This is a genomic window from Candidatus Cloacimonadota bacterium (assembly GCA_034661015.1).
Taxonomy (GTDB): Bacteria; Cloacimonadota; Cloacimonadia; order JGIOTU-2; family JGIOTU-2; genus JAYEKN01.
On sequence record JAYEKN010000252.1, the window covers coordinates 1 to 9,512 of the forward strand.

5 protein-coding genes are annotated in these 9,512 nt (G+C 32.6%); all 5 read left to right on the plus strand.

Translation table 11 applies throughout. The annotated features are described in order from the left end of the window. Positions 1–579 precede the first annotated feature (579 nt). The 5 genes from dnaA (at position 580) to U9P79_09240 (ending at position 8,725) form a co-directional block, all read left to right on the plus strand. Positions 580–1,902, plus strand: a complete 1,323-nt coding sequence (gene dnaA / locus U9P79_09220; protein ID MEA2104801.1) for a chromosomal replication initiator protein DnaA — start codon at positions 580–582, stop codon at positions 1,900–1,902. A 263-nt stretch (positions 1,903–2,165) separates the two neighbouring features. Next, positions 2,166–3,362, plus strand: a complete 1,197-nt coding sequence (locus U9P79_09225; GenBank protein MEA2104802.1) for a DNRLRE domain-containing protein — start codon at positions 2,166–2,168, stop codon at positions 3,360–3,362. Between the two features lie 108 nt (positions 3,363–3,470). Beyond that, the gene (locus U9P79_09230; GenBank protein ID MEA2104803.1) at positions 3,471–4,718 is read left to right on the plus strand and encodes a hypothetical protein; all 1,248 of its coding nucleotides are present in this window, start codon (positions 3,471–3,473) and stop codon (positions 4,716–4,718) included. A gap of 29 nt (positions 4,719–4,747) precedes the next feature. Then, entirely contained in the window at positions 4,748–6,394 is a 1,647-nt protein-coding gene (locus tag U9P79_09235) for a DHH family phosphoesterase (protein ID MEA2104804.1), read from the plus strand. 9 nt (positions 6,395–6,403) lie between these two features. After that, positions 6,404–8,725, plus strand: coding sequence for an alpha amylase N-terminal ig-like domain-containing protein (locus tag U9P79_09240; protein ID MEA2104805.1), 2,322 nt, complete (start codon positions 6,404–6,406; stop codon positions 8,723–8,725). Positions 8,726–9,512: the final 787 nt, after the last annotated feature.

Here is a 9,512-nt window from a genome sequence, read left to right on the forward strand (position 1 = left end):
AGTGGATTTTCGCAAGATAAAATTTAATTACAAAAAGAGTAGTATCAGTGTTCATCAGCAAAATCAGTGTTTATCAGTGTCGAATTACCTGCGGAGAATCATTGCAAAATTGTTAGTTTACGGATGGGCTCTAATTATAAAATTGCTTTCTCTAACAAAAAAAATTTAAAACTACAAATTATTATATACGATTTGTTTGACATACCGATTGACTTCACAACCATTTTGGTTTCTTTTTCGTTATTGGTATTTTTGATAATGTTAATAAAAAAAACCTAATGATGTATGATAATTCTTTAAACAACTATATAGATGTTGATTAAAAATCAATATTTTTTGTTGGTAATTTGTGAATAAAATAATAAATGTTTTGTCAAATTGTGTAATTAGTGTCTGTCCGTAAAGTAGTATTTTTCGACCTCACCCCGACCCTCTCCTATCAAGGAGAGGGAGACAAAAGTTCCCCTTCTCTTTGAAGAGAAGGGGTTAGGGGATGAGTTGTAAAAAGGATGAAGAATATATTTTACTTGATATGCTACTTTACGGATAGACTCTAATTATTGAATAGATAGGATTAAAATGAAAAGTTTAGAATTGTGGAATAGTATTTTAAAAGAAGCAAAAAAAACGATTGGTAAACAGACCTATTCTACTTGGTTTCAAAAAACCGAGCAGTTCAGTCTAATTGAAAATTCGTTAACGATCAAAGCACCGTCCAGATTTTTTGCAGATTGGTTGGAACAGCATTACAAATCTCTTTTGGAAGAAATAGCTTACAACCTTACTGAGAATAAAATTTCAATAGAGTTTATTGGACCTCAAAAAAAATCAAACAATATTTCGTTGAAAACTTACCTAATTACTCCTCGTGAAACAGGAATGAATTCGCGATATACTTTTGATAGATTTATTGTCGGCAATAATAACCATTTTGCATATTCCGCAGCAAAAGCTATTGCGAATGAACCGGGAAAAGTTTACAATCCCCTTTTTATGTACGGGGGTGTTGGTCTGGGAAAAACTCATTTAATGCAAGCCATCGGGAATTACGTTGTCAATAACACAAGAGCTAATCGTGTTTATTACACTTCATCTGAAGATTTTACAAACGACATGATCACTGCAATCCAAAAAAGCACTACGCTGGATTTCCGCAAAAAATTTCGCAATTTCGATGTGTTGATGATCGATGATATTCAATTTTTAGCAGGAAAAGAGGGTAGTCAGGAAGAATTTTTTCACACTTTCAACACCTTGTATAACGCAAAAAAACAGATTATACTTACCAGTGATCGTCCTCCCAAAGAAATTCAAAAATTAGAAGACCGTCTTGTTTCAAGATTCGAATGGGGTTTAATTGCCGACTTAAAAAAACCGAATTACGAGACTCGCTTTGCGATTCTACAACAGAAATGTAAAGAGGAAGATGTTGAATTAAATCATGAAATTCTTGAATTTATCGCTAATAATTGCCATCACAATATCAGAGAATTGGAAGGATCATTGATTAAGATACTTGCTTTCACTTCCTATAAAAACATTCGCCCCTTGCAACTCACAATTCAGGACACTAAAGAAATTCTCAGAGACTTGATGTCAAACAGAAACCCCCCGATAACAATAAATGTAATTCAAGAAGAAGTGGCAAAATATTTTCAAATTGGTAAAAACCAGATCAAAGAACCAACTCGAAAAAAAGAAATTGCTTTCCCGAGACAAATCGCTATGTACCTTTCCTCAAAACTTTTACCTGAATTATCTCTATTAGAAATTGCCAATCATTACAATAAAAAAGATCACTCCACTGTTATTTATGCTAAAAAAAATATTTTAGCTAAAATGGACGAAACTCCAAATTTTCGCTCGCAAATTAACGAAATTATTAATATAATCGAACAATGAAAAACACTTTTATATTTGTTTTTTTTAACTATTCACAAATTTACAAACAGGTATGTTGATAAACGTGAATAATTCATTTTTTTCGCATTATTTTTTCACAATAATTTATCATTTGTGGATAACTTTTTTTTATGAACAAAAATATTCACAAAATAAAATTCAAAGAACATTGACTGATATTTACTTCTTTCAAGTTTTCCACATATTCACATTACCTACTAATTCTACTCTTTTAAATTATTAACATAAATAAAAAGGATATTATGAATAAAAAATTTATTTTCAGCATTTTTGCTATAACATTAATTATTGTAGCATGCACAAGTAAAAAAAGTCCATTCGGAATACAATACGATTATATTATCGAATCAGATACTCTTTTAAATGTATTTTCATTTACAGAATCCTATGAAGATAGCATCAAAAATTATTACGAAGATCCTACAATCGTAGTGGGATCATTTCATGATGTAATCGCCAAAGGTGTCTTCAGATTTCTTTCTTTACCGGATACAACTTGGTTGGACTCAATTTCGCAAATAAACACTTGCAAAATTCGGATTGTAAAAAGAAATCAGTTGGGAGATGATTTTAATATTCAGATTAACAAACTCCAAAAACAATGGCTGGAAAGTACAGTCATTTGGGATACTCTCAATAATTATATTGGCGAAGAAATACAGACCTTTTCTACTGCAGTGGACACAAGTTTGGGAGATACTATTACATTTTCCTTTGATAAAACTGTAGTTGAAAATTGGATTGAACAGGATACGATAAATTACGGAATTATTTTCTCTGCACCCGAAATAACAAATAATTTTGCAGAATTCTATTCAGCCGAAACCGACTATGCACCCCAATTGCAAATTATATACACTAAATCTACCGGAAGTTTAGATACCTTATTTTACGATGTTAGCAAAGACGCTTATATTGCGAAAAACAATAACAATTCCTCTTTGGATTATGGTGCTATTGCAAACTTACCCCCAACGAGAATGAGATTTTCTTTGGATAAGGATTCGTTAGTTAATTTATTAATAAACGCAATAAGCGATAGCTTCCCAAATCCCGATCCTGAAAAAATATCCATCAATTATGCCGAATTAATTTTCGATTCCACGTGCATTGATAGTTCTTTCAACTCTTCAATTTATTTGGATATAAAGCCGTATTATATCATCGATACATTAGATGTTTCATACAGTAGCGTATCCGGAAGCAGTATTTCTGATTTTGATGAAGATGAGGAATTTTTCAAGGTGAATATCACAGGAATCACACAGGGAATCTTACGAGATAGTTTTGAGTATAACCAATTCCTCTTAAAATCAGTATATGAAAACATAGATTTTTCTTTCCTTAGATTTAGCGAAGATTTTAATCCGAAATTGCGAATTTTGTTTACTTATAACATTGAAACCGGAACCACGAATTCCACAAATCTCACGAATTGAATACGATGTTAGCTAACATTACTAATGGTTTATTTAAAAAAGGAATTATTTGTAAAATGTGTAATTTATGTTTTCAAAGAAGAATAATTTTATTATAAAGGAGAAAACGTGCGAAAGAATTTTTTTCTAACTATTTTTGTATTTATTTTTATTATTTCAAACCTATCAGGCGGCTCAATATTTTCTCCACTCGGTTTTGTGGAAGAAAATTTCGGAGTGGATAATTTTTCCGCAGGTATGGGGCAAACCGGAATTTGTTCATTGAACAGACGAAATTTATCAGCCGTTAATCCTGCCTTGAATGCAACCGTGGTAAACTCGAATTTTTCCACAAAAGTAGATTTTGGTTTTACTACTTATGAAGCAAATTCGGAAGATGATTTTGAAACTAAAACAAGCAGTTTTCCGTATGTGAAAGTGATAGTTCCTTTAAGCAAAAAGACAACAATGGGATTTAAGTTTTTTGATAAATATCATCTCGGATTAGAAACAGGCGTGAAAGATTCCATTGCCAATTTTGGCAACATTGATTTCGACAATTCTCTTGAAGGTGAAATAAATCAATTTGGCGTTTCATTTGCAAAAGAAATACGAGATATAGCTCTCGGTTTTGAAGTTAATTTTAATTATGGTTATACAAATGACGAAAGCAAAATTGATTTTGAGAACAGCGATTTGGCAGATTATTCAGAATATTTTGAGAATTTAATGAACGGTATGAATTTTACATTTGGATTTGCCATGCCAATATCTAAATTCTCCGTAGGTGGATTTTTTCAGACCAAAACAAAATTGAATAGCGATAACGATCGTACAATCGAATTCGTAAATGATCCCGATCTTGATTATGTTTCCAATACTACATCTACTTATGAATTACCTGCGGAAATTGGATTAGGATTTGGTGCGGAAATCAATGATCAATTTTATTTTGAGACAAATTACAGAAGAAATTTTTGGTCAAACATAAACAATCCCGGACCAAATACAAAAGACAGCCAATTTATATCTGCAGGTTTATCATATTTTCCATATAATAAAAAAATCTTGATCCCAATTAGATTCGGTGGATATTTAAAAAAATTGCCATACGAAATGAATGATAAGCCAATTTACGAAAAAACAATGACTTTGGGTTTTGATGTGCCATTAAAATTCAAAAACAAAGGAAGTATAAATCTTGTTTTTAGTTATGGTTCCAGAGGAAATATTTCTGATAACGGTATTGCTGATAAAATTTTTGGAATTTCCGTTGGTTTTTCGTCTTTTGATAGGTGGATAAATCCCAAAAAATACAAAAAAAATAAAGAGATACCTCAAGCAGATCCAGCCTATATTTCAAATACATCGGATTAAAAGAGTAACCGAATTACCTTCGGTAAGACATGAAAAAAAACTGGGTATTAAGGGAAAATGTTCCCATCAAGAATTATGAAGTGCACAATGTTTTGGAAACAATACTAAAAGGTCGTGGCATATACGATTTTATCGCTAAAGGGTCATCATTCGGGCTAAAAAAATATTTGAATCCTTCTATTCAGTATTTGAGAAACCCGGAAGAAATACCCAACCTCGAAGATGCTGCCCAAGAGATAATTTCCGCAGTGGAAAAAAGAAAGAAAATTTGTGTATTCGGGCATGACGATGTGGATGGAATAACCTCTTCTTACATTTTATTGCAATGCCTTTCCGAACTCGGCTCGGAAAATCACGAATATTATATTCCCAACAGGATTTTTGATAAATTTGGCTTAACGGAAAATTTTATCAACAAGATGATAAATGAAAATTTTGAACTGGTGATAACTGTTGATATCGGCACGAGTGAAAATGATGCGATCCAAATTTTGAAATCGCATAATATTGATACAATAATCATTGACCATCATAGAATTTCAAACAAGCTTCCGGCAGCCATCTCTATTGTGAATCCCAAAATAAACGGATTAGATTTTCCAGAAAGCATTCTTGCCGGTGTTGGAGTAACTTACAAAGTTGTGCAAGTTATTAATCGGTTTTTCCGCAAAGACTCTATCCCAACTCCTTCGGATAATTTTAGTTTGCTTCTCACCGGACTTGGCACTGTGGCAGACAGGGTTACACTTTTGGATGATAATCGAATTTTTGCAAAATATTTATATGATAATTTCAAGATTACAGACAACCTTTTTTTTAGTTATTTTATTGAAAATAATGCAGAGTCATCTCTCAATGAAAAAATAAAAAAAGTCATTACTTTGCTCACGGTTGGCAGGGGACGAGCCGGAAAGCATTTGGGATTGGATATTTTATTATCGAATACATTATCAGAGGTAAAAGAAATTTATGAAAACCTGCAGAACAAATTCAAGAAAAATGAAGCGGAAATTGAATTTACGATAAAATTTTTAGAAGAAAAATACCTGAAAAAGAGCACCCAAGCCATCTTTTTTTATTACGATGAAAACGGAGAGGTACCTGTAGAATATCTTGGATTAGGTTCTTCTTACATTGCCGATAAATATAATAAACCGGCTTTGATTTTGTCTCATCTAAACGAAACAATAGTGAATGCCGAATCACGCGGACCGGAAGATTTTGATTGGATAAAGTGCTTTCAAAAAATTAAAAAAAATTTAATCCAATTCGGTGGACATAAACGAGCTGCGGGTTTTACATGTATCCCGAATCAAGTAATGAAAATCGAAAAAAAGATTGAACAAATTTCAACGGAATATCAACCAAATATTAACGCAGGCGAAAAGGTAATGATAGATTATTGTGTTGAAAAAAATGAAATTAACCCCGAATTTTTTTATGAGATATTCAGTAAAATGTCACCTTATGGGGAAAAAAACTTTGCCCCAAAGTTTCTTTTGAAGAATATTTCCATCAGCGATTTGGAATCCATAAAGTGCGGTAATCTTCCCGAAAGAACGGATTATCTTTTTGATGCTGTAGTTTCAATTTCGAATTCTATGGACTTTTCAGAAGGAACTCGAATTGAAAAAATTGTAAAATTAGTAGATTGTGATTGCGGATATTCAGATTGATATAAAAATATGGGTGGAAAGTTTGAAGCAAATATAGGGGAAAATGAACAAGTGGGGAACGTTTTTAGTTTACAAAACTCAATTGATATTGTTGGAGATATTTCCGAAATAGAAGCTCTCCATCACGTAAAATTTCATTATAAACCGGAAAAAGAAATAACCGACATTTACCTCGCAGGTTCATTTAATGGCTGGAATCAAAAAATGACAAAGATGCATAAAGCGGACGACAATCATTATGAAGTTTCACTTCTACTGAAAAAAGGAAAATATTCCTACAAGTTTTTGGTCAATGGTTCTGAATGGGTAGCGGATATGAGCGCCGCTCAATTTGAAGATGATAGTTTTGGTGGGAAAAATTCCATCATCGAAGTTGATGACCGATTTCCAAAAATTGTTCTTGAGAAACAAGCCGGAATGATTACAACTTCTGGAATCCCTACAGACCAATCCCTGCAAACGATAAATCCGATCTCCAAAAAAAAAATTGAATTTAAAACAAAAGTTTATTCAGGAGATGTGGAAAAAGTATATCTCAACAAGGGTGGCGAATTGATAGCAATGGAACTGATCGGAAATGATGATACGTTCGATTACTATAATAGGATAATTAATCTTACCTCTACTGATGAAGAATTTGATTATTACTTTGTGCTTCAAGATGGAGAGAAAAAATATTATATTTTAGATGGGAAAATTACCGACAGATTTGAAGATGAAAAAATATTTCATTATTCTTCTGAAATTCTAAAACCCTTCTCTACACCCGACTGGGTGAAAAACGGGATAATTTACCAGATTTTCTGTGATAGATTCTATAATGGAGACAAATCTAATGATCAGGATTTCTCTGAATGGTATTATAAGGGTGTAAATCAACCACCGCAAAAGGGAAAATACCTGCCGGACAATAAACAATATTTTCACTTTGTAGAAGATTGGTATGATATTTCAGCTTTAAAAAGCAACCCAAATCGTGCAGACGGAAAACCGGATTGGTGGTCTTTCTACGGTGGAGATATTGCAGGTGTTCGCCAGAAACTACCTTATCTCGAAGATTTGGGTATTACGATCATCTATTTCAATCCCCTTTTTGAGGCAAAATCAAATCATAAATATGATGCGGTTGATTATAAGAAATTGGACCCACATTTCGCTTCAGCAGAAGATTTTAAAGAATTTGTAACAGATGCACATTCTCGCGGAATACGGATTATTATTGATTGTGCCTTCAATCATACTGGCGAAACATTTTTTGCCTTTCAAGATTGTGTAAAAAATGGTAAAGACGCCAAACATTGGCATTGGTATGAATGGAAGAAGTGGCCTATTCCCGATCCTCCAATCGCAGATTTCAAACCGATAGATTATTATGACTGCTGGTGGGGAGTTGGCGAGATGCCGAATCTGAATTATGATAAATCAATGGGAAACACCTCGGAAAACGGGATAAAAGATGTCGAAAACGCAGATCCGAATTGGGACGTGGTCAATTATGTTCTCGATGTTGGTGAATATTGGATAAAAGAGATGGATATTGATGGATTCCGTCTTGATGTTCCCAATGAAGTCCCTTTCTGGTTCTGGAAATTATTTAATAAAAGGATAAAATCGATCAAGCCTGACGCATATCTTGTGGGTGAGATCTGGGGAAATGCTACGGACTGGGTTGATCCGGAAATCTTTGATGCTGTGATGAATTACGCTTTTTTTAAAGACCCGGTAATGAGATTTTTTGCTATGCAAAGTTGTAATGCAAAAACATTTGATAAAGATATTAAACAAGGTTTGTTTACTTATCCCGTTCAGGTGAATCAAGTAATGATGAATCTGATAGATAGCCATGATACTAATCGCTTTCTTGAAATCGTAAAAGGGAATCTGGCAAAATTGAAATTGACGGCACTTTTTGAAATGACTTACGTTGGCACACCTCATATCTGGTATGGCGATGAAATCGGTATGATGGGAGCACACGACCCGGATTGCCGCAGACCATTCAACTGGAAATATGGTGAAGATCAAGAGAAGACGAGTTTGAAAAATTATTATAAAAAATTAATACACATTCGTAAAGAAAATTCCTGCTTGCGAACAGGTTCTTTTAAAACTCTTCTTACCGATGGAATGGTTTATGGTTATCTTCGTCAGGATAAAAACAATGCTATCGTTGTAGTAATAAATAACTACCCAAAATCCCAAAAGGTTGAAATAGATACGGGACAGAAAAAGAATTCTTTAGAAAATTTGCTTACCGGCAAAAAATATTCACTTAAAAATGGAAAATTTAAAATTGATCTCCCTACATTGGGTGGAGCTATTTTAAAATAGATAATATTTTCACTCAAAACAGATAAAAACAAATCTAAGCCAAACAAGTCTTATCGGTGATTTATTAGATAACCATTTTTATCTGTTTGTATTTAATTTTGTTATTTTATGTTATTTTTGTTGCAATTTTGTTACTCATTCCTATATTAAAAATTTGGAATATATCCCAGAGGATAATGCTAATGAAGATCATTAAACTAGAAGTGGTGCAAAAAAGTTAGGCTAAAATGATGACATTGAAAACCAGAGCATGCGAGATAATGATATTGATGGAAATTATTAACGAAATAAGAAGTAAAAAATGGATTGTCATTATATCAAGTTTAATATGCTTTTCTTATCCACAATTTTTTACTATCGAGGTCTATTAGGGTTTTAGGGGCATTTACCAGTATTTGCTGGAATTTAAATTAATAAGTTACCAAAAAATATAAATAATAAAAGGTTTATCAAAAACTTAATGAAAAAATTGACATAAAAAGCAAAAAAAAGCAAACATAAACCAAACAATAACGAAAAGAAAAATTTTGGGAAAAAAATTGTTTTGGCAGGTTGTAAGAGAAATAAAAATTGAACTTAATTAAAATTTATGGTGAAAATAATTATTGAAATTGTGATTGAAAAATTACCTGAAAATGAAAAACAGTAACCAAGGACACCGAGAAAGGCTTAGAGAAAAATTTCTGGATAACGGATTGTCCGGATTTCACGATTACGAAATAGTGGAACTTCTTTTAACAATGGCGACCCCAAGAAAAGATTGTAAAATTGCTGCGAAAGAAGCTGT